This window comes from Deltaproteobacteria bacterium (genome assembly GCA_020848905.1).
Taxonomy (GTDB): Bacteria; Myxococcota_A; Polyangia.
Genome location: JADLHG010000031.1, coordinates 293,172 through 313,435, shown reverse-complemented (window position 1 = coordinate 313,435; position 20,264 = coordinate 293,172). Strand labels below are relative to the sequence as shown.

Annotated in this window: 18 protein-coding genes; 8 read left to right on the top strand and 10 right to left on the bottom strand. The window is 69.5% G+C overall.

Features of this window, described 5'->3' with window-relative positions; genetic code table 11:
• Nucleotides 1–13 precede the first annotated feature (13 nt).
• From pepF to IT371_13575, 3 genes are all read left to right on the top strand, one after another.
• Nucleotides 14–1,828 (top strand): oligoendopeptidase F, encoded by a 1,815-nt coding sequence (gene pepF, locus IT371_13585; GenBank protein MCC6748687.1) that lies wholly within the window; start codon nt 14–16, stop codon nt 1,826–1,828.
• Nucleotides 1,829–1,879: 51 nt separating this feature from the next.
• Nucleotides 1,880–2,470 carry a polysaccharide biosynthesis/export family protein gene (locus IT371_13580; GenBank protein MCC6748686.1) on the top strand — a complete coding sequence of 197 codons (591 nt, stop codon included), beginning with the start codon at nt 1,880–1,882 and terminating at the stop codon, nt 2,468–2,470.
• A gap of 75 nt (nt 2,471–2,545) precedes the next feature.
• A complete protein-coding gene (locus IT371_13575) occupies nt 2,546–5,074 on the top strand; it encodes a hypothetical protein (GenBank protein ID MCC6748685.1) in 2,529 nt (842 codons plus the stop codon).
• An 18-nt stretch (nt 5,075–5,092) separates the two neighbouring features.
• On the opposite strand, the gene IT371_13570 is transcribed toward IT371_13575, so the two are convergent.
• From IT371_13570 to IT371_13560, 3 genes are read right to left on the bottom strand one after another with little or no spacing between them, the layout of a single operon-like run.
• On the bottom strand, nt 5,093–6,892 hold the full coding sequence (locus tag IT371_13570; GenBank protein ID MCC6748684.1) for a SpoIIE family protein phosphatase: 1,800 nt from the start codon (nt 6,890–6,892) through the stop codon (nt 5,093–5,095).
• A gap of 13 nt (nt 6,893–6,905) precedes the next feature.
• Nucleotides 6,906–7,268, bottom strand: coding sequence for an STAS domain-containing protein (locus tag IT371_13565; GenBank protein MCC6748683.1), 363 nt, complete (start codon nt 7,266–7,268; stop codon nt 6,906–6,908).
• 8 nt (nt 7,269–7,276) lie between these two features.
• Nucleotides 7,277–7,696, bottom strand: coding sequence for an ATP-binding protein (locus IT371_13560; GenBank protein ID MCC6748682.1), 420 nt, complete (start codon nt 7,694–7,696; stop codon nt 7,277–7,279).
• A gap of 124 nt (nt 7,697–7,820) precedes the next feature.
• Here IT371_13560 and IT371_13555 point away from each other — a divergent pair, with 124 nt between their 5' ends.
• Nucleotides 7,821–8,561 carry a sugar transferase gene (locus IT371_13555; GenBank protein MCC6748681.1) on the top strand — a complete coding sequence of 247 codons (741 nt, stop codon included), beginning with the start codon at nt 7,821–7,823 and terminating at the stop codon, nt 8,559–8,561.
• A gap of 2 nt (nt 8,562–8,563) precedes the next feature.
• On the opposite strand, the gene IT371_13550 is transcribed toward IT371_13555, so the two are convergent.
• The 5 genes from IT371_13550 to dnaJ form a co-directional block, all read right to left on the bottom strand.
• Nucleotides 8,564–11,251 carry a tetratricopeptide repeat protein gene (locus IT371_13550; protein MCC6748680.1) on the bottom strand — a complete coding sequence of 896 codons (2,688 nt, stop codon included), beginning with the start codon at nt 11,249–11,251 and terminating at the stop codon, nt 8,564–8,566.
• A gap of 217 nt (nt 11,252–11,468) precedes the next feature.
• Complete coding sequence (gene accC / locus IT371_13545; protein ID MCC6748679.1) at nt 11,469–12,812, bottom strand: acetyl-CoA carboxylase biotin carboxylase subunit; 1,344 nt, start codon at nt 12,810–12,812, stop codon at nt 11,469–11,471.
• An 8-nt stretch (nt 12,813–12,820) separates the two neighbouring features.
• Complete coding sequence (gene accB, locus IT371_13540) at nt 12,821–13,303, bottom strand: acetyl-CoA carboxylase biotin carboxyl carrier protein (protein ID MCC6748678.1); 483 nt, start codon at nt 13,301–13,303, stop codon at nt 12,821–12,823.
• 38 nt (nt 13,304–13,341) lie between these two features.
• Complete coding sequence (locus IT371_13535; protein MCC6748677.1) at nt 13,342–13,701, bottom strand: hypothetical protein; 360 nt, start codon at nt 13,699–13,701, stop codon at nt 13,342–13,344.
• Nucleotides 13,702–13,775: 74 nt separating this feature from the next.
• Nucleotides 13,776–14,894, bottom strand: a complete 1,119-nt coding sequence (gene dnaJ, locus IT371_13530) for a molecular chaperone DnaJ (protein MCC6748676.1) — start codon at nt 14,892–14,894, stop codon at nt 13,776–13,778.
• A 202-nt stretch (nt 14,895–15,096) separates the two neighbouring features.
• Between dnaJ and IT371_13525 the strand changes: the two genes are divergently transcribed.
• Genes IT371_13525 through IT371_13515 form a run of 3 tightly spaced genes read left to right on the top strand, consistent with a single transcriptional unit; the run spans nt 15,097 to nt 16,870 of the window.
• Nucleotides 15,097–15,261, top strand: coding sequence for a hypothetical protein (locus IT371_13525; GenBank protein ID MCC6748675.1), 165 nt, complete (start codon nt 15,097–15,099; stop codon nt 15,259–15,261).
• A gap of 51 nt (nt 15,262–15,312) precedes the next feature.
• Nucleotides 15,313–15,684 carry a DUF1844 domain-containing protein gene (locus tag IT371_13520; GenBank protein MCC6748674.1) on the top strand — a complete coding sequence of 124 codons (372 nt, stop codon included), beginning with the start codon at nt 15,313–15,315 and terminating at the stop codon, nt 15,682–15,684.
• Nucleotides 15,685–15,709: 25 nt separating this feature from the next.
• Nucleotides 15,710–16,870, top strand: a complete 1,161-nt coding sequence (locus IT371_13515) for a trypsin-like peptidase domain-containing protein (protein ID MCC6748673.1) — start codon at nt 15,710–15,712, stop codon at nt 16,868–16,870.
• A gap of 48 nt (nt 16,871–16,918) precedes the next feature.
• Here the strand turns inward: IT371_13515 and IT371_13510 are convergent, their stop codons facing one another.
• Nucleotides 16,919–17,356 (bottom strand): DUF2062 domain-containing protein, encoded by a 438-nt coding sequence (locus IT371_13510; protein MCC6748672.1) that lies wholly within the window; start codon nt 17,354–17,356, stop codon nt 16,919–16,921.
• 30 nt (nt 17,357–17,386) lie between these two features.
• Between IT371_13510 and IT371_13505 the strand changes: the two genes are divergently transcribed.
• Nucleotides 17,387–19,675 (top strand): UvrD-helicase domain-containing protein, encoded by a 2,289-nt coding sequence (locus IT371_13505; protein MCC6748671.1) that lies wholly within the window; start codon nt 17,387–17,389, stop codon nt 19,673–19,675.
• Here IT371_13505 and IT371_13500 read toward each other — a convergent pair.
• Nucleotides 19,618–20,250 (bottom strand): hypothetical protein, encoded by a 633-nt coding sequence (locus IT371_13500; GenBank protein ID MCC6748670.1) that lies wholly within the window; start codon nt 20,248–20,250, stop codon nt 19,618–19,620. The genes IT371_13505 and IT371_13500 overlap by 58 nt on opposite strands.
• Nucleotides 20,251–20,264 lie beyond the last annotated feature (14 nt).

Genomic DNA, 20,264 nt, shown 5'->3' with positions numbered 1-20,264 from the left:
GGAGCAGATCCCCATGCCCAAGGCCTCCCCCGAGCGCAGCACCGTCGCCGCCGCCGACAAGTGGAAGACCGAGCATCTCTATCCGAACGACGCAGCCTGGGAGAAGGACCGCCAGGCGCTGGTCGCCTCTCTGGCCGGGATCGCCGAGTGCCGCGGGCGCTTCAAGGGAGACCGGGCCCTCGTCCTGACCTGCCTCGAGCGCACCTTCGCCGCCCGGAAGCGCTACGCCCGCCTCGCCAACTACGCCAGCCGCCGCCACGACGAGGACACCCGCGTGCCGGGCTACCAGGGGATGAAGGAGGTGATCGAGAAGGTCGGCACCGACTTCCGGGCCACCACGGCCTTCATCGAGCCCGAGCTCCTCTCCCTGCCCGCGTCCTTTCTCAAGGGACTGACCGGCGCGCCGGACTTTGCGGACTACGACCGCTACCTGAGAGAGGTCCTCCGGCTGAAGCCGCACATCCTCTCGCCGGCCGAGGAGGGGCTGCTGGCTCAGGCCTCCCAGATGCAGAACGCCGGCTACAACGCCTACTCGGCCTTCTCGGGCGCCGACCTGGTCTTCCCCACCGTCAAGGACGAGCGGGGCAAGGAGGTGCGGCTGACGCAGGCGCTCTTCTCGCGCTTCCGGACCTCGCCCGACCGCAAGGTGCGCAAGGCCGCCTTCGACACCCTCTTCAGCACCTACCACGGCTACCGCAACACGCTGGCCTCCCTGCTCTCGGCCCAGGTGAACGCCAACCTGGTCTTCGTCAAGGCGCGCAAGTACTCCTCGGCCCTCGAGGCGGCGCTCTACCCGGACGACATCCCGGTCAGCGTCTACGAAAACATGATCGCCGCGGTGAACCGGCACCTGCCGACCCTGCACCGCTACCTGGCGCTGCGCCGCAAGCGGCTGGGCCTCAAGCAGCTCCACTACTACGACCTCTACGCGCCCATCGTGGAGAAGGTGACGCTCCGCTACCCCGTCCCCAAGGCGCGGCAAACGCTGGTCGAGGCCCTCGCCCCGCTCGGGTCGCCGTACACCGAGGCGCTCGCGCGGGGCCTCGCCGCGGACGCGGGCTGGCTCGACCTCGTGCCGAACAAGGGGAAGCGCAGCGGGGCGTACATGGACGGCAGCGCGTACGACGTGCACCCCTTCGTCCTCGGCAACTACCTCGACGACTACAACTCGCTCTCCATGCTGGCCCACGAGATGGGCCACGCCATGCACTCGCACTTCTCGAACCGGCACCAGCCCTACCCCAAGGCGGACTACTCGATCTTCACCGCCGAGGTCGCCTCCACGCTGAACGAGGCGCTGCTCGCCGAGCACCTGCTCCGCGCCGCGAAGCGCCCCGGCGAGCAGCTCTTTCTCCTTGGCGAGCAGATGGAGGGCTTCCGCCTGACGCTCTTCCGGCAATGCCTCTTCGCCGAATTCGAGCTCGAGCTCTACCGTCGCGCGGAGCGCCAGGAAGCGCTCACCGCGGACGTGCTGAGCGAGCTCTACCTGAAGCTGGCGCGCCGCTACTACGGGCACGACGACAAGGTGGTCGTGGTGGACGAGGCCTACGCCGCCGAGTGGGCCTACATCCCGCACTTCTTCTACAACTTCTACGTCTTCCAGTACGTCACGGGCATCACCGCGGCCACCGCCCTCGCCGAGCTCATCCGCGAGCAGGGTGCGACGGCGCGCGACCGGTACCTCGACAACCTGATCAAGGCCGGCGGTTCCGACGCACCGATCGAGATCTTGAAGCGCGCCGGCGTGGACCTCAGGACGACGCAGCCCTACGACCTCGCGGTAGGAGTATTCAACCGCACGCTCGACCGCGCAGAAGCCCTGTCGTGATTCGCCCCGCCGAGGCTTGACGGAGTGGCCGGAGGCACATAGATTCGGACGATGTTTCGCCTTCTTGCCCTCTCTGGCGCTGTCCTCGTCGGGTCAGGCTGCCCGACGGCGGCAGTCAACTACAACTACGCCACCCTGCCGGACCCCACGGGCTCCGTCTACCGCGTCAAGGCGGGCGACCTGCTCCTCGTGCGCGTGCTACGCAACGAGAACACCACGGGGCGCTACACGGTGCGGCCGGACGGCTACATCAGCCTCCCGCTCGGCGGCGAGATCAAGGTGGAGGGCCTCTCCCTCGAGGAGGCGCGCACCCACGTCGTGGAACGCCTCAAGCGCTTCTTCCAGGACGCGAACGACATGGTCTCCGTCTCGCTGGAGGAGGTGCACGGCGTGACCTTCTCCGTGATCGGCGAGGTGCAGCGCGCCGGCGTCTTCGAGAGCCGCAAGCACCTCTCCGTGCTCGAGGCGCTGGCGCACGCCGGCGGCCTGACGGCCTACGCGCAGCCGGCCGCGATCTACGTGCTCCGCCGGCACGACGGCCGGCAGACCAAGATCCCCGTCTCGTACGACGACACGGTCAAGGATCCAGGGGGCAACCGGAACTTCTACATCCTCACGGGCGACATCGTCGTGGTCCCCTGACGGCGCGCGGGCCGCTCGAGGTCCGGCGCTCCGCTCGGTTGCGACGCACGCGTGCGCTGGGATACTAACGACCACATGATGCCTAGCCCCACCCAGACGCACTCGGCCATCCCGCGCCCCTCCCCCATCCCGAGCGCGTCGGAGGCGGTCGCGCTCGTGGTCAGCCGCTGGTGGGTGGTGCTCCTCGTCACCGCCGTCGGGGCCGGGCTCGCGATCGGTGGCGCACAGCTCTTTCGTCCGGTCTATCAGGCAGCGGCGCTCCTGCGCCTCAAGACCCCGAGCCAGGCCGCGGTCGGCGACCCGAGCCAGACCCCGTCGGCCACCACGGGCCAGGACGACCCCGAGGAGGCCGGCGACCCGATGCAGACGGTCCGCCGCCTGAAGCTGGCCCTGACCTCGCGCTCCGTGCTCCAGCGCCTCGTCGAGCGACACCAGCAGAAGCTCACGGCGGAGGAGCTCCGCGACCGGAATCGGCTGACCGAGTGGGTGGCCGACCACACCGACGTGGACCACCGCGGCGGCAAGAACTTCCGCGTCCGCGCCAAGGCGCACGATCCGGGGCTCGCGAGGAGCTACACCGCCTTCTTCGCGCAGGAGGCCCTCGAGGTCCATCGCTCGGGGATCGAGCAGCGGGCCATCGCCATCGAGAGCTACGCCCGCGAGCAGGCCAAGCGCTCCTCCGCGGAGCTCAAGGCGCTCGAGGACCGGATGGTCGCGTTTCTCGAGCGGCATCCGTCGCTCACCATCAAGGGGCTCAACAGCGACCAGGTCCTGACCCTCGAGGGGACGGACCGGCTCAGGGCCCGGGCCCGCGCCGGCGTGCTCACCCGCAGCCTCGAGAAGCTCGCGGAGGGCAACCCCAAGCTCAAGCAGCTGCTCGACCGACGGCACAAGCTCCAGCTCGAGCTGCGTGCGATGTCCGAGCGCACCGGGACCACCGCCACCTCGGCGCTCACCGAGGCGCTCTCCGAGGCGAAGCGCCAGCTCGCGGAGGCCAAGGCCCAGGGGATGAAGGACGACCATCCCGAGGTGAAACAGATCCTCCGGCGCATCAAGGAGCTCGAGACGCGGATCGCGAAGGCGGCCCCCTCGGCCAAAGGCTCCGACGCGGCCTACGAGGGGAAGGTCCGCGCCGAGCTGGCCGAGGTGGACAAGGAGATCAAGGCCGAGTCCCGCGCCGTGGGGCGCACGCTCCCCAAGGAGAAGGAGGACCTCCCGGCTCTCGAGGAGGAATGGTCCAAGCTGCGGCGTCAGCACCAGCAGATCAGCGCGCAATACACGCGGCTGCAGGAGGTCGCCGTCAACGCCGCCCTCCGCAAGAACCTGCGCCTCTTCGAGGCCAAGAAGATGGCGGTCGTCGTTGACGAGCCCCGCGTGCCGGAGGCACCGACCGGCTTGACGCGGCCGCTCATCGCGGCGGCGGGGAGCGCGGCCTCCCTCGGCGTCGGCATCTTCGTCGCGCTGCTCCTCGGGCTCCTCGACACGCGCCTTCGCCGCCCCGAAGACCTCTCGCGCAGCGCGCGCGGGGTGGAGATCCTGGCCGTGCTCGCGGACCATCCGATGCGACGCGTAAAGGAGGCGCTCGAGGCGCAGCAGGCCGCCCTGCCTCCGACCGGCTCGGGCGACGACGGCCACGACCAGCTCGCGTCGGGAGAGCAGAACGGGGAGAGCGTCATCAAGTGGCTCAAGGACACCGACGACCTCGACACGGCGCTCGGACTCCTGAAGGCTCCGGACGAGCAAGGACCCGACTCCTCGACCCCCGAGGTCTTCAGTCTCGAACCCGGCCCGAGCGGCGAGCAGTGGATCGACGACCTGCCCACGGAGCTCCAGGGGCGCGAGCGCCGCGGCGCGGCCTCCTCCCCGCGGGGAGGGGCGCTCCAGCTCCACGACCCGCTCCTCCCCGTGCTCCGCTCCACCTCGAACCAGGGACTCCCCGAGATCAAGGTGCGCACCATCGCCTCCCGCGCGCCCGTGGGTCCGGGGCTCTTCGTCTCCACCGACCCGCACAGCAAGGCGGCGGACCAGATGCGCCTCCTCGCCGCGCGCCTGCAGTCCCAGATCGGCGACACCCTCCGCGTCGTCGCGGTCTCGAGCTGGGAGCCTCAGGTGGGCAAGACGACCGTCGCCGCGAACCTGGCCATGGTGCTCGCCGAGTCGCAGCGCCGCGTGCTGGTCATCGACGCCTGCCCGGGACCCGCATCCCTGACGCGCACCTTCGGGCTCGAGCCCACCGGCGCCGGCCTCTGCGAGCAGCTCCAGCGCTGGCTCGACGGTGGCTCGGAGCCCTGGGAGGTGGTGCAGGTCGCCGAGACGCTCACGGTCCTGCCGGCTACGAGCGTGCCACGGCCCGCGCTGCCGCTCCTGTCGTCGGAAGCGTTCTCGCGGCTCGTCGCCGACATGAGCCAGCTCTACGACGCCCTGGTGCTCGACACCGAAGGACTCGAGCGCGCCTCGGACGCGGTGGTGCTGCAGAAGAAGGTGGACGGGTACGTGATGGTCGCCGCGCGGAACCGCTCCACCACCCGCGGACTGAAGGAGATCTACACGCGCCTCGACCCCAAGCGCATCCTCGGCGTGGTGTTCAACGAGCACGAGGGGTGACCCCTCCGCGCGCGGCGATCAGGAGTGCGGCAGGGGCAGTCGCACGGGCCCGGTGAGGTCCCGCGCCGTGACGCCGAAGGCCACCAGCGTCTGGTCGTCGCTCTGGGCCGTGCTGCCGACGAAGCGCTGCACGTCCGCGACCAGGCGCTGCACCACCTGTCGCGGATCGGCCGGTCCGTTCGCCACCGCGTGGCGCAGGCGGGCCATCCCGTACTCCTGCCCGTGCCGGTTCTGCGCCTCGTTGATCCCGTCGGTGTAGAGCAGCACCACGTCGCCCGGGATGAGCTGATACACCTCCTGCGGGTACACGGTGTCCGGCAGCACGCCGAGCGCCACCGCCGTGGCGTCGTCGAGCTCCGAGGTCCCCGCGAAGCGCCGGCTGCAGACCATCGGCGGCTGGTGACCCGCGTTCGCCACGGTGAAGGTCCGGTGATCGAGGTCGAGGAGCAGGTAGAGCACCGTGGCGAACATCGCGTCGTGACCCGACGCGGAGAGGAGCCGGTTCGCCTGCGTGAGCACCTCCGCGGGAGTCTGCCCCGAGCGAGAGAGCACGCGGATGTCCGTCGTCAGCTTCGCCATCAGGAGCGCCGCGCTCACGCCCTTGCCGGAGATGTCTCCCACGAGGATCGCGATCTGGCTCGGCGCCACCTGGATCACGTCGTAGAAGTCCCCCCCGACGTGGAGCGCCGGGACGTAGTGCGCGTGGAACTCGAGCCCGCGCACCTGCGGCAGCTGCTGCGGCAGGAAGCTCTCCTGGATCTTCCGCGCGAGCTTGAGGTCCGCCTCGAGACGCTGCTGTCCGAAGAGGGCCTGGCTGGCGCGGGCGTTCGCGATCGCCACCGCCGCCTGCCGCGCGATGGCCGAGAGGAGGGCCAGGTCGTCCTCGGTGAACGAGGCCTTCGTCGACCGCGCCTCGAGGTGCAGGGTCCCGAGGGCGGTCCCCCGGCAGGTCAGCGGCGCGCCCATCTTGGGGACCGTGCTCGACGTGGTGGCGGCGAGCGCCTGCTCGTCGAGCGAGAAGCGGTCCTCTCCGTCGGTCAGGTAGCCATCCTCGGTGGAGGTCTTCGGCCGGGGGGCGGGGCTCGCCGGCCGCGTGATGCCCGGCGGCACGGTGTTGCCGCGGATCATCCCCTGGCCCCGCTCGAGGAGCTGGTCGACCATGGTCTGCGAGAATTTCAGGCCTCCCGCGCTCTCCCCGCGGCGCTGTTTCACGGCCTCCGGTACGAGCTGCCCGGTGTGGGGATTGACCAGCAGCACGAACCCCCGGTCGGCCTGCGGGAAGACCGCGAAGAGGTGGTCGAGGACCTTGTCGAGCAGCTTGTCGAGCTCCACCTCGACGGCGATGGCGTCGGCGACCGCGTACATGGCCTCGAGCATCTTGAGCGCGCGCCCATCGCCCGGGGTGACGAGCACCTCGCTGTCGCTGCCCACCTTGGTGAGCTGCTCGACGTCGGTCTTGATTCGCAGGTCACCGGCCTCGGGGACTACCCCGTCGGCGATGATGGTCAGCACCTCGGGGGCCCACCGCGCGTCGTCGGGCTCGTAGCGGAACGAGGAGCCTCCGATGCGGATCACGTCCATCGGATTGAGCGGGTGCCGCGAGATCTGGCGGTCGTTGACGAACGTGCCGTTGCCGCTGCCCAGGTCCTCGACGAGGTACCCCTCTTCCCCCTGGCGACAGACGCGGGCGTGCCTCCGCGAGACGTTCAGGTCGCCGATGTAGATGTCGCTATTGAACGAGCGCCCGAGGATGCACTCCTCGTGCAGGTCGTAGCGCTTCCCCGTACCGGGGCCGCGAATCGCAACCAGGCAGGCCATGGTCGCTCGGAGCTCAGGCTCCAAACCGGGCCAACGCCAGTTCGACGGTGTCGAAGACCTCGAAGGCCGACTCGAGTCGCAGGAGCCGGAAGATCTCCTTCGGCTGACGCTGCAGCCCCGCCACCTTCACGTCCCCTCCTTTGGTGCGCGCCCGCTTGTAGAGCGTGATGAGCGCGCCGACCCCCGAGCTGTCGATCCACTCCAGCCCCGAGAGGTCCACGACCAGCCTCGACGACCCCTTCTCCGGCAGGTCCATGAACATCTGCCGCACTGCATCGAGCCGGAGCGCGTCGAGCCGCCCCTTCAGAGTCACCACGGTCGCTGCGCCGTGCGTCGTCGTTTCGCAGCTCACCTTATGGTCAGGTGTTGGGTCCATTCGATCCTCTAGATCCTCACGCCCGCGGGACGGTTGAGGTAGCGCACCATCGATAGCACATTTCGATCCCTCCGTTCGAGGACCACCTCATCCATGCAGCGGCGGATGATGACCCACCCCATCCCCTCTTCGGGCAACGAGGCGAGCTCGGGGAAGTCCTCCGCGACGGGCGATACCTCGTAGGCCACACCGCCGTCGATGATCCTCAGCTTGAGCTCGTGCTCGCCTCGCCAGGCCTCCACCTCGACGTCCGCCTGCGCCCCGAGCCCGGAATGCTCCACCACGTTGTTGAAGGCCTCGTTGAAGGCCGAAACCACCTGATACGCGAGCTGCTGGTCCAGACCTCCGCACAGGGATTCGAGGAGATACCCCACGCCGTCGCGGAACTCCAACCGACAGGGAACGACTGCCCGTAGTGATGCCTGCACGCGTCCTTTGCCGTCTTGCACTGGAGTCCATCATTCTATCGAGCCGGTCGGCCAGGGTCAAACGACCCGCCGCCAGACCTTGAAGATTCGGCGAGCCCCGGATACCCTGACCCGCACCTCCTGGATGGGACGCCCTAGTCGCGTGGACAAGAAGGTCGAGATCGTCAAGAGGGCCATGGACGTCGTCGGAGCCGCGCTCGGCCTCGCCGTCACGGCCCCCTTCTTCGCCGTGGCAGCCGCGTTCATCAAGCTCAACGACCGCGGCCCCATCTTCTACCGCCAGAAGCGCGCCGGTGCGCACATGGACGCCGACGGTGTCGCGACGGAGGTCTACACCTACGAGATGATCAAGTTCCGCACCATGCGGACCGACGCGGAAAAGGGCTCGGCGCGGCCGATCCGGGCCACCGAGGGGGACCCCCGCGTCACCCGCATCGGCCGCCTCCTCCGCAAGACCCGACTCGACGAGCTGCCGAACCTGATCAACGTGCTCAAGGGAGAGATGAGCATCGTGGGTCCGCGCCCCGAACGCCCCGAGACGATCCACGACCTAGCCGCGGCGATCCCCTTCTTCGAGGAGCGGATGCGGAACGTGCGCCCCGGCATCACGGGCCTCGCGCAGATCAACCTGGACTACCTGGGGCACATGGACGACCGGCACGAGATGGCCTACCTCCGGCAGAGCCTCGTCAACCCCTTCGGGCTGGACTACCAGGAGCCGACGGAAGCCGACGACATGCGGACGAAGATCCTCTTCGACTTCGCCTACGCCGCCGCGCTCGAGAAGTTCTCGACCTTCCTGCTGACGGACCTGGAGATCATCTTGCGCACGCCGCTGGTCATGTTCCTCGGCAAGGGGCGCTAGTTTCACACGAGCTTGAGGGCGTCGGTGTTTTCCGAGAGGGTCGGGCCGTCGCCGCTGTTGGTGCCGCCGCCTCCGCTGTTCGAGGGGCTCCCGTCGTCGCTTCGTCCGGCCAGGCGACGAAGCCGCTGGATCCGCCCCGCCACATCGCGAAAACGCGGGTCCTTCTTCCCCACCTTCTCGTAGTAGTAGAGCGCCTCGCGCAGGTCCTGCAGGTTCTCGTAGGCCTGCCCGAGCTCGAAGTAGAGCGCGATCGTCTCCCGATCGGTGATGCCGTTGACGTAGAGACCGCTCTTGAACTGGTTGATCGCCTCGGAGACCATCCCCTTCTCCACGAGGCACAGCCCGATCATCATGTGGCAGAGGACTTCCTTCTCGCGCGACCGCATCGCGACCTTGAACTCGGCGACCGCGTCGTCGAGCAGCCCCATCTCGCGGTAGGCGATCCCCAGGTCGTAGTGGGTGTCGGAGTCCTCGTCGCTTACCTGCGCCTCGCCCCCGCGCTTGAACTCGTCGAAGACGTCCTCGACGCTGTAGTTCTCGCTCAGCTCGACGGGGAGCTGGACGTCGTCGTCGAGCTCGGCGGCGAGCTCGTCGGCGAGATCGCTGGTCGTGTCTTCGGTCTCGAGCAAACCCGGCGTGGAGAGCGCCCTCTGCTCCAGCTTCGCCAGGTCCGCGAGCTTCGCCGCGACGAGCGGGTGCCGCGGGTAGCGCGACCGCAGCTCGTCGAGGATCGTCCGCGCCTCGCCGAAGAGGTTCTGCAGGATGAAGAAGTCGGCCTCCTCGAGGTCGTCTTCCAGACCCTCTCCGGAGGTCTCCTCCTCGCCGATGCGCAGCTGCGAGTCGCTCGGCCGGCTGTCGGCGGGGAGCGCGATGACCTCGGACGACGGCGTGCCTCCGCCGAGCGTGTCGGTGGTCTCGCCGCGGAGCTCGATGACCCCTGAGCCCGACGGCTCGAGCGGCCGCACGGGTCGCGACGAGCGGCCGCGGCGCCGCGCCGGTGACATGGTCGCGGTGTCGTGCACGTAGTCGGTGACGCGGGACGAGCCCTCCACCTCGAGGAGGTCCACCGCCTCGATCGGGATCTCCTCGACGATGTCGTCCGTGTCGAGGTCGATGGGCGCGGTCTCGCGATACCCGGAGCCGGAGAACGATTCCTCGGCAAAACCCTCGTCGAGGTACTCGGGCTGCGAGGCGGCCGACGCCGAAGGCCCCGCGCCCGGACGGGCACGCCCCGCCTCGAGCTGATTCAGCAGCTGACGGGCGGCGTGGTTGCCCGGGTCGAGCTCGAGGGCCTCGTTCAGGTACTGCGCCGCAGCCTTGGCCTCCGAGGCGGCCATCCGCTGCGCCAGCGTATAGAGCTCGCGCGACGCGTCGGCGTACCGACCGATCTGCAAGTAGAGGTCCCGCAGCTTGAGCCGTACGGGCACGTTGTGCGGATCGCGCCCGAAGACCTGTCGCAGGTGGTCGATCGCCTTCTCGTGCAGGCCGTACTTGATGTAGACCTCGGCCTCCGTCAGCACCCGGGCCGTCTCTTCCCCGAGGTCCTCGGCCCCCCCTTTGAAGGTCGGCGGGGGCGGGACGCCCACGTCCAGCGGGGGGAGGTACTCGGCGGGGAGGTCGTCGGGATACGGCAGCTCGAGGGGCGGCACCGCCGCCGGCTCGTCGTCGTAGGCCTCCAGCCGTTCGGGCGGATAGGCCGGGGCCCGCGAGGGGGCCGCCGCCTTGGGGGCCGCGGCCTCGCTCTGCGGCTTGGGCGCGGGGGCCGCCGGACGCGCGGGCGCCCCCGCGGAGGCCTGGCCCAGGGCCTGGAGCGCCTCCGCGTCGTCGGGAGCCAGGACCAGGATGCGCCGCAGGGTCTTGAGCCGCTCCTCGTGCTGCCCCCCATCCGCCTGGATCTGCGCCAGCTCCTTGAGCACGGGAACCGTCTTGGCCACCTGCCCCAGGTCCTGGAAGGCCTGGGCCAGCATGCTGAGCGTATCCTCGTCCCGCGGGTCGGCCTTGAAGGCCAGCTGGAGCTTCTGCAAGGCCCGCCGCGGATCCTGCCGCTGCAGGTAGAGGCTCGCGAGCTCCTTCGTCACCGCCAGGTTGTCGGGCTGGTGGAACACCAGCCGCTCGGCGACCTTGATGAAGTCCTCCACCCGATTGCTGGCTCGCAGGTAGTCGGCGGCCTTGGAGAACTCCTCCACCGCCTCCGGCCGCATCTGCTCCTTGCTGTAGAGCTCCGCCAGCTTGATACGACTGGCCACGTTCTCGGGATCGAGGTCCACGATCTGGCGAAGCGCGGCGAGCGCGTCCTTGGTGCGCCCCGTCTGATGGAAGTAGTTCGAGACGACCTCGTACTGGTGCATCGCATCGTTCAGCAGGCCGAGCTGCTTGTAGAGCTCGGCCAGCTTCAGATTGACGTCGACCAGCGCCGGGTTCAGCTTGAGGATCTGCTTGTAGACCGCGACGGCCTTCAGATAGAAGCCCTGCTCCGAGTAGAACTCGGCCACCTTAATGTAGGTGTCTACGGCCTCCTGTTTGGAGCTCTTCTTGGCGTAGAGGTCGCCGATCTTGAGCCAGATGCGGACGTCTCGCGGATCCTCCTCGACGATCTTGGAGTACTCACGAATCGCACGATCATACTGGCCCTTTTGGACGAACTTCTGGGCCGCAGCGATGATCTTGTTCTTGTTGATGCTGCCGGCCACCAGAGCTCGTTTCCGGAAGAACGTCCAGCGTTAGGTGTCTCCGACCACGCCCTGTCCCCTCGCGTGCAGGTCGCTTTGCACGCCGCCCGTCCCGCCCGAGGTAAACAACGTCCCCGCCCCAACCGAGGAGCTATCACCGCAAAAATACAATAGAAAGAGAGTCTAGGCCAGGGAATGCCATCCTGTCAAGATCATTGATGCTTTTCTCCGGACACGGTCACGCCCCCGACGCCTCGAGGCGTGCCAGAAAGCCCGTGTCCAGTCGGCCGGCACGGAAGTCCGCGAAGCGCAAGATGCGCTGATAGAGCTCGGCGTTGGTGCGGATGCCCTCCACGACCAGCTCCGACAGGGCCCGCCGCAGGCGCTCGATGGCCCGGTCCCGGGTCGGCGCGTGCACCACCAGCTTGGCAATGAGCGAGTCGTAGTGCGGAGGGACCACGTACCCGTCGTAGATCGCCGTGTCCACTCGCACGCCGAACCCCCCCGGCAGGTGCAGGGCCGTGATGCGACCCGGCCACGGCGCGTAGCTCCTCGGGTCCTCCGCGTTGATGCGGCACTCGATGGCGTGACCCTGGAGCTGCACGTCGTCCTGCTTGAACGACAGTCGCTCACCCGCGGCGCACAGGATCTGCTCCTGCACGAGGTCGAAGCCGGTGACCTCCTCGGTGACCGTGTGCTCGACCTGGATGCGCGTGTTCATCTCCATGAAGTAGCACTGGCCCGCCGCGTCCATCAGGAACTCGAGGGTGCCCACGCTGTCGTAGCCCACGGCGCGAATGGCCTTGACCGCCACGCCTCCGAGCCGGTCTCGCGCGGCCTGGTCGAAGACGCACGACGGGGCCTCCTCGACGAGCTTCTGGTGGCGACGCTGGATCGAACACTCTCGCTCGCCGAGGTGCACCGCGTTGCCGTGCCGGTCGGCCATGACCTGGATCTCGATGTGGCGCGGCCGTTCCAGATACCGTTCGAAGTAGACGGCCGGGTTGCCGAACCCCGCCTGCGCCTCGGCGCGCGCCATGGCCCACGCGCCCAAAAGCTGGGCCGGGCTCTCGACGATCTTCATCCCGCGCCCGCCGCCGCCGGCGGAGGCCTTCACGATCAGCGGGTAGCCGACCTGCTCGGCGGCCGCCTCGGCGTCGCGCTCGCTCTCCACGACGCCCGATCCGGGAAGCATCGGCACGCCGGAGTCGGCCATGGTCCGGCGAGCCCGCACCTTGTCGCCCATGATGCGCATCAGCTCGGGGGACGGGCCGATGAACCGCAGGCCGCAGCGCCCGCAGAGCTCCGCGAACTCGTCGTTCTCGGCGAGGAAGCCGTAGCCGGGGTGAACGGCGTCGGCCCCCGTGATCTCGGCGGCGCTGATGATGGCCGGGATGTTGAGGTACGAGGCCGGTGACGGCGCGGGGCCGATGCAGACCGTCTCGTCGGCGAACCGTACGTGAAGCGCGTCCGCGTCGGCGACGGAGTGCACGGCCACGGTCTTCAGGCCGAGCTCTTTGCAGGCGCGGATCACCCGCAGCGCGATCTCTCCGCGGTTAGCGACGAGTACCTTGCCGAACATGACGGGAGCTACGCCGGCTGGACGCGAAAGAGCGCTTGCCCGTACTCGACGGGGTCGCCGTTGTTCACGAGGATCGCGAGGATCTTGCAGCTCGCCTCGGCCTCGATCTCGTTCATCAGCTTCATGGCCTCTACGATGCAGAGCACCTGTCCCTTGGTGACGACCTGGCCCACCTCGGCGAAGGCCGGGGATCCCGGGCTCGGCGCTCGATAGAAGGTCCCCACGAAGGGCGAGGTGATCGAGACGCCCGCCTCCTCGACGCTCTCCTCCGCGGCCGAGGCCCCCGTTACCATCGCCGCGGCCCCCCCCGACACCCCGGGCGGCAGCGAGCCGGGCGCGAACCCTCGGCTGATGCGCACGCGCTCACCCGATCGCTCGACCTCCACCTCGGTCAGGTCGTACTCTCGAAGGATCTCCGCCAGCGCTCGTACGTCGGGTAGGCGCTCGGTCTTCGCCGGTCCCTTGGGCCGCGACACCCGCTTTGCTGCCATCGTCCGCTCTCTCTCAGTCGATCGTCGCTGGATGCGCGCTAGAGGCGGGAGCGCAGCTCGGGCGAGGCGACGCGCATCAGGTAGCGCCCCTTCCCGAGGTTCCCCGAGGGGTGCAGGGCCAACCCCAGGAAGTAGTCCTCGCTCAGCACCCGGACGATGAAGGTCAGTTTCTCGCTGCGGATGGAAACCTCGTCGAGAGCCCCTACCTCGAGGATCTCGGCGGCCTTCCGCACCTGGGTCAGCACGAAGGAGAACTCCATCGCGACGGTTTGGACGTCCAGGCTGGGCTCCCGGGAAACCGTCTCCACCGCAATGCCGTCGAACCCCATGATGACCCCGGCGACGGCGCCGTCCGTGTCGCTCACGATCCGCTCTAGCTTGGCGCGAAAGTCGCTCATCCAGCGCCCCTTTTACAACGGGCTCGCGAGGAGAGTCAATTCACGAGGGCAGAAGGGCAGAGACCGGACCGCGACTACTTCTTCTTGCTGCGGTTCTTCTGGAAGCGCTCGAAGAGGCCGCGCTTGGCGGGCTGCGGTTGGCCGAGCTCCGTCGCGAGCTCTCGGAGGAGCTCCTCGGCCCTCGGGCTGACGGAGGTCGGCACCTCGACCACGAAGCGAACCACCTGGTCGCCGCGTCCGCGCCCATCGAGACGCGCCACCCCCGCGCCGCGCAGCACGAGGACCTCGCCGGGCTGCGTCCCCGCCTTGACCTCGATCTCCTGCTCCCCGGTCAGGACGGGGATGTTCACCGCGCCCCCGAGCGCCGCGAGCGAGAAGCTGATCGGGAGGTCTACATACAGATCGGCCCCCTCGCGCTTGAGTCGCTCGTGGGCCGCGACGTGCAGGTGCACGTAGAGGTTTCCGGGGCTCCCACCCTCGAGCGACACCTCCCCCTTGCCGCCGAGCCGGAGGGTCTGGCCGTCCTCCACCCCGGCGGGGACGTTTACCTGGAGCTTGTCCGTGCGCTGGACGAGGCCTGCTCCCTTGCACTTCGGACACGGCGTGGTGATCTGCTGCCCGTCCCCACGGCAGGTGGGGCACACGGTGCTGATCATGAAGAAGCCCTGGCTGTGGACCACCTGCCCCTTGCCACGACAGGTGGGGCAGGTCGTGGGACGGCTGCCGGGGGCCGCGCGGGTCCCGTTGCAACCGTCGCACAGGGCGTGCCGGTCCACGCTCACGTCCTTGCGGCAACCCTCCACCGCCTCCAGGAAGGTGAGCTGGAGCTCGGCCTCGATGTCCGATCCGCGGGCCCGCCCACGCCCCCGGCTGAAGCCGCCGAGGCCGCCGAACCCGAAGACGTCGCCGAACAGGTCGCCGAAGGTGGAGAAGATGTCCTGCACGTTCGAGAAGCCGCCGAAGCCCTGGCCCCTTGGCCCCTCGGCGCCGTACTGGTCGTAGAGACGACGCTTCTCGGGGTCCGAGAGGACCTGGAAGGCGTTGGAGATCTCCTTGAAGCGCTCCTCCGCCTCCTTGTCGTCCGGGTTGCGGTCCGGGTGATACTTCAGCGCGAGCTGACGGTAGGCCTTCTTGACGTCGGCTTCGGTGGCATCACGAGCGACGCCGAGCAACTCGTAGTAGTCTGCGGGCATGGGGGCTGGCCAGGGCTCAACGTAGGCACCCGGCGGGACCCTGTCAAGGAGACGCTGTCGCTCGCCTCGCGGTCAGCCGCGACTCCGGCTGGTCCTTGACAACGCGCCACCCTCGCCACGATAACGGGGGACTCACGGAGGTGTATCATTGCCCACGACGCAGAAAGAAACCGCCCCAGACCGACGCCTCATCGAGCGCAAGATGCGCCGCGGCAAGCTCACGCGGAAGGAGCACGAGAAGTTCCTCGCGACGCTGCCCGACGTCGCGCATAAGGGCATGCAAATGGCGGCCCCCGAGGAGGACGACCTCGACGACGAGCTCGACGACGACGAGGTCGAGGACGAAGGGGACGAAGAAGAGGAGTAGACGCGCGGTCCGTCTCACCGGGACGCCGCGCCCGTCGCGCGGGAGGGGACCATGGCTGACGAGCGACATGACGAGGGGAAGGGCTTCACGGTGCGCGACCGCCGCGGGGAGGAGGACGCCCCCGCCGAGCCGGCGGCTGTGTCTGGCGGCGAGCCGACGTCCACGCCGACCGCCTCGCCCCTGCCAGCCATCGACTTCTCCACCTTCGTGCTCTCGCTGAGCACCTCGGCCCTGGTGCTCCTCGGGGAGGCCCCCGATCCCGAAGGGAATCGGCAGCGGGACCTTCCGCTGGCTCGCCAGACGATCGACATTCTCGGCATTCTCGAGGAGAAGACGCGCGGCAACCTGACCGACGACGAACAGCGCCTGCTCGCCGACGTGCTCTACGATCTGCGGCTGCGCTTCGTCTCCACGTCCGCGTAGCCAGGCCAAAGGGAGAACCGGCTCGATGCGCCGAGGCGACGCCCGACGGTGGCTCACGGACGAGGCCGCGGCGCGCACCGCTCTCGCGACGCTGCTCCTCGCGACGATCGCGCTGCCGGGCTGCCGGCGAAAAGCGGCCCCCGCTCCGGTCACGGCCCCCCCGCCCGCCACGGTGAAGATCCTGCACCCCGGCGCCCCGGGCAGCTTCGTGCGCCTGGTGGGGCAGGCGCGCGCCTCGATCCTCCACCTTCGGAGCGCCGTCCCCGTGAAGAGCGGCCCGGCGGATTGGTTCCCGCCGGAGAGCCCGGACCACGCGACGGTGGCCGGCGAATGGACGGAGAGGCAGCAGCGCGCGCTCGGGAGCGCCTTCCTCATCGACGCGGAGGGGCACGCGCTCACCAACGCGCACCTCGTGGGGGAGCAGGCCGAGCTCTTGGCCGAGCTACCCGATCGCCCCGAGCTCAAGGTCCTCAAGGCGAAGGTGCTCGGCCGCGATGCCAAGACCGACCTCGCGCTGCTCAAGCTCGAGCTCCCCGCGGGCTTGCGCGTGGCTCCGCTGCGGCTCGGCAACTCCGACGACCTCCAGGTGGGAGAGTGGCTGGTGGCGGTCGGCAACCCGTTCGGCGCCGGCCCCGTCGCCACCGCGGGCGTGCTGTCGGCGCGAGAGCGCAGGGACGTGCCGACGGGCGAACAAGGGTACTGGGGCTTCCTCCAGCTCGACGCACGCATCCACCCGGGGAACTCCGGGGGACCCGTGCTCAACACCGTCGGCGAAGTGGTGGGATTGGCCTCGGCCGTGCGCCCCGGCTCAGAGGGGGTGGGGCTCGCTCTGCCGATCAACGTCGCGAAGAAGATCGTGCCCATGCTGCGTCGCGAGGGACGCGTGGTGCGCGCGTGGGTCGGGATCTACATCGAGCGCGTCACCACGGCGCACGCCGAGCGCGCCGGCCTAAAGGAACCGCGCGGCGCGTTCGTGAGCTCGGTCGTCCCGCAGGGCCCGGGCGAGCGCGCGGGACTCAGGCCCGGCGACGTGGTCGTGGCCTTCGACCAGCAGGAGATCCGGGAGGCGAACGACCTGCCGGCCTTCGCCGCCACCGCCGGCGTGGGGCGCGCCGTCGCGATCCGCGTCCTCCGCGCGGGGAAAACCCTCGACTTCACCCTGCAGACCGAGCGCATGCCGCAGTAGGGCCCGGCTCGGAATAGGCTGATCGGGTTGTGGTGGTCGAGGCGCGCGTCACTCCCCTCCCCGCGACCGCCGCCAGCGCACGATGGCCGCCGTGGCGGCGAAGGCCAGGGTCCCGAGCACCGCTCCGACGAGCACGCTCCCCACCAGCCAGAAGAGCGCGAAGCGCGAGACCGTGTCGCGAAGCGCGCCCCAGCGGAAGTCCGCCACGGCCAGCGGAGCGAAGGAACCGGTGACGAGCCACGAGCCGAGCTCGACGCTCGCCAAGCCGATGAACGGCGCGAGGGGAGGGATCGAGACCTGCGACCCGAGGAGCGCGGCGACCTTGTTGAGTCGCAGGACGAACGCCAACCCCACGGCGATGACCGCCTGCAAGCCGAAGAAGGGCGAGCACCCCACGAGCACGCCGAGGCCCACGGCGGCGCCGAGGCGAAGCGGGGTCGTGTGCTCGGTCCAGAGCCGGGAGACCAGCTCGCGCAGACGTGGCATGCGAATTCAATCTACACCACACTCGAGACGGTGCACTCGCCGCCTCTCGACGCGACAAAGGGCTTTACCGCCGCTGCGAACCTCGGGTATAGGGCCGCGGTGGACGTCTCGCGCGAGCTGAACCCCGCCCAGAAGGAGGCCGTGCTCCATCGCGGAGCGCCGCTCCTGGTCCTCGCGGGAGCGGGGAGCGGCAAGACCCGCGTCATCACCTACCGCATCGCGCTGCTGATCCAGGAGGGGCTGTCACCTCACCGGCTGCTCGCGGTGACCTTCACCAACAAGGCGGCGGGGGAGATGCGCGAACGGGTGGAGCGCCTGGTGGGCGAGCCCGCGCGACGGATGTGGATCGGCACCTTTCACGCCATCTGCGCGCGCCTCCTGCGACAGCACGGCGCGCCGGTGGGTCTCACGCCGAGCTACGTGATCTACGACGAGGACGACCAGCGCGCGCTCATGCGCCAGGTCTTCGAGGAGCTCAAGGTCCCCGAGAGGCTCTTCGCGCCGCGGGAGATCCTCTGGCGCATCGACCGCGCCAAGAACGACGGGATCGGTCCCGACCGCTTCGAGGCCCGGGACTACCTCGACGACATGGTGGCGAAGGCCTACGCGGTCTACCAGCGTCGCCTCGCCGCGGCCAACGCGGTGGACTTCGGAGACATCCTGCTCAAGACGCTCGAGCTCCTCCGCGCGGACGAGGAGCTCGCGGACCACCTGGCCGAGCGGTTCGAACACCTACTGGTGGACGAGTTCCAGGACACGAATCGCGTGCAGTACGAGCTCGTGCGGAGGCTCAGTCGCCGTCACGATCACCTGTGCGTGGTGGGGGACGACGACCAATCGATCTACGGCTGGAGGGGGGCGAAGATCCGCAACCTCCTCGATTTCGAGCGCGACCACCCGAACGCCGCGCTCGTCAAGCTGGAGCAGAACTACCGCTCGACGCAGATCATCCTGGACGCGGCGGCGGCGATCATCGCGCGGAACACCGAGCGCAAGGGCAAGACGCTCTGGACCGATCGCGCGGCGGGGCCTCCGATCCTCCTCTGCGAGTGCGACGACGAGCGGGCCGAAGCGTCGTTCGTGGTGCGGCGCATCCTCGAGCTCCGGGAGCGCGAGCAGCTCACCTTCGGCGACGTGGCGCTCTTCTACCGGACGCACGCCCAGTCCCGCGTGCTGGAGGAGGCGCTGCGCTCCGCGCACCCCCCGATCCCCTACGTGGTCGTCGGAGGCCTGCGCTTCTACGACCGCGCGGAGATCAAGGATCTCCTCGCCTACCTCAAGGTGCTGGCCAACCCGGCCGACGAGGTCTCGCTGCTCCGGATCATCAACGTGCCCACGCGCGGGATCGGCGAGAGCACGATCCACCGCGTGGCCGAGCTGGCGCGAGCGAGCGGCCTTTCGTTCTGGGAGATGGCCAAGCAAGCGGCCGCCGACGAGGGCCACGGCCGGGGGCAGCTCAAAGCCGGCCCGCGGCACAAGCTGGCCTCGTTTTGCGAGCTGCTCGCCGAGCTGACGACCCAGGCGGAGCACCTCAGCCCCTCGCAGCTGGCGGAGCTGGTGCTCGAACGCAGCGGCTACGCCGAGCGGCTCGCCATCGACGGCTCCACCGAGGCGCGCGCCCGCGCCGAGAACCTGATGGAGCTCGTCACGAGTCTGAAGGACTACGAGGCGGAGGCGGAGACGCCCACCCTCGTCGAGTTCCTCGAGCGCGTCTCCCTGGCCTCCGACGTGGACGGGTACACCGAAGGCGAGGGGCGGCTCACGCTGATGACGGTCCACAGCGCGAAGGGGCTCGAGTTCCCGGCCGTGTTCCTCGTCGGCCTCGAGCAGGGGGTCTTCCCGCACGGGCGGTCGCTCAAGGACGCGAGCCAGCTCGAGGAGGAGCGCCGCCTGGCCTACGTGGCCATCACGCGCGCGCGCGAGCACCTGGCGCTCTCCTTCGCCCACCAGCGCTGGTTTCTGGGGCAGCGTCAGGTCAACAGCCCGTCGCAGTTCCTCGACGACCTGCCGAAGGAGCTCCTGCGGCCGGTCTTCTCGGGCGCCTCGCTCTCGCGGCCCGCCGTTCCGCAGAAGGGGGATCATCGGCCCCGACCCTCGTCGAGCGAGGTCTGGGTCGACCGGAGCTACGACCAGAGCTACGAGGACGACGACTCGGGCTCCGGTCCGCGCTTTCGCGTCGGGATGCAGGTCCGCCACGCGCGCTTCGGCGTCGGGGAGATCCGCCTCGTCACGGGCGCTCCCCCTCACGTGAACCTGACGATCTACTTCCCCGGCACGGGCCCGCGCACGATCCGCAGCCAGTTCGTCGAGCCCGCCTGAGACGGACTCACGAGGACGTGGATCCAGACGTCGAGCGGCTCGCCCGAGGCGTCCACTCCGGGCAGGAACCGCATCCCCCGTGCGTGCCGCAGCGCGCAGCGGTCGAAGACGCGATCCCGCGACACGTCGCGCAGGTAGGCCAGGGTGGCCTCTCCGCGCTTGGTCACCAGCATGCGCACCGTGGCGCGCGCGCCCGTCGCCGCCGGAGCCACGCAGGTCACGCGCGAGAACCCGACCAGCTCCGGGGGGCGCACCACCCGACTGCGAAGGACGCGCCGGCCCGATAGGTAGAAGCTGAGCCCGAGCTCGGCCGCTGCCGCGTCCCCCCCCACTCCGCCCACGGCCACGCCGGGCTCTCCTCCCCCGCGAAGCCGCAACCGGGGGCGCAGACCCAGGCGCACGGCGCGCAGGTCCTCGCGCGCTTCTCCCACGTTCTGCGCCCACGCGCGCTCGAGCGCCGCCTCGCGTTCGGCGCGTCGGCGCGCCTCCTCGCGACGGAGCCGGTCCCGCGCGGCCACGTCCCGCTCCACCCCCCTGAGAAGCTCCTGGGGGCTCGGCTCCTCGGGCAGCTCCACCGGCGTCGCGTCCG